Genomic DNA, 564 nt, shown 5'->3' with positions numbered 1-564 from the left:
GGATCGTCCTTGGATAGCCAACTTGGCGGCAGACCTGCTCTAGCGTCTGGACCACATTCTCGGCCCGGTAGCTGAAACGCGGGTCGAGAACCGGGGCGTACCGCGAGAAGGTGTCCACCACTGTCAGCACCCTGATTTTCCGGCCGGTGGCCAGTTGGTCATGCACAAAATCCATGGCCCAGGTCTCGTTGGGCCGGGTCGCCTCCTTTCGATCCTCCCGCAGCTTGGCCTTAACCCGCCGCTTTGGGGCTTTGTTGCGCAGTTGCAGGCCCATCTCCCGGTAAATCCGGTAGGTCCGGTTCTGCCCCAATGACCAGCCCTCGCGGCGCAACAACACATGCACCCGGCGATAGCCGTAGCGCACCCGCGTTTCCGCGATCTCCTTGATGCGTTGCCGAAGACCAGCCTGTTCTTGTCGACGCGATTTGTAGTGATAGGTCGAGGTGTCCACCAGAAGCACCCGGCAGGCCCGCCGGATCGACACGCCCCATTCCCTGCAAACGCCATCAACCAGCTTGCGCTTGAGAACAGGCTTCACATTTTTCGGCGGATGACGTCCTGCAG

1 pseudogene is annotated in these 564 nt (G+C 61.3%); it reads right to left on the bottom strand.

Annotated features, from left to right (window positions below):
- A pseudogene (locus tag A6A04_RS02260) lies at window positions 1–564 on the bottom strand (DDE-type integrase/transposase/recombinase); the annotation flags it as partial.

It is taken from the genome of Paramagnetospirillum marisnigri, assembly GCF_001650715.1.
In the GTDB taxonomy this organism is placed as follows: Bacteria; Pseudomonadota; Alphaproteobacteria; order Rhodospirillales; family Magnetospirillaceae; genus Phaeospirillum; species Phaeospirillum marisnigri.
The sequence above is the reverse complement of the archived record's forward strand: the minus strand, read 5'-3'. Positions and strand labels throughout refer to the sequence as shown.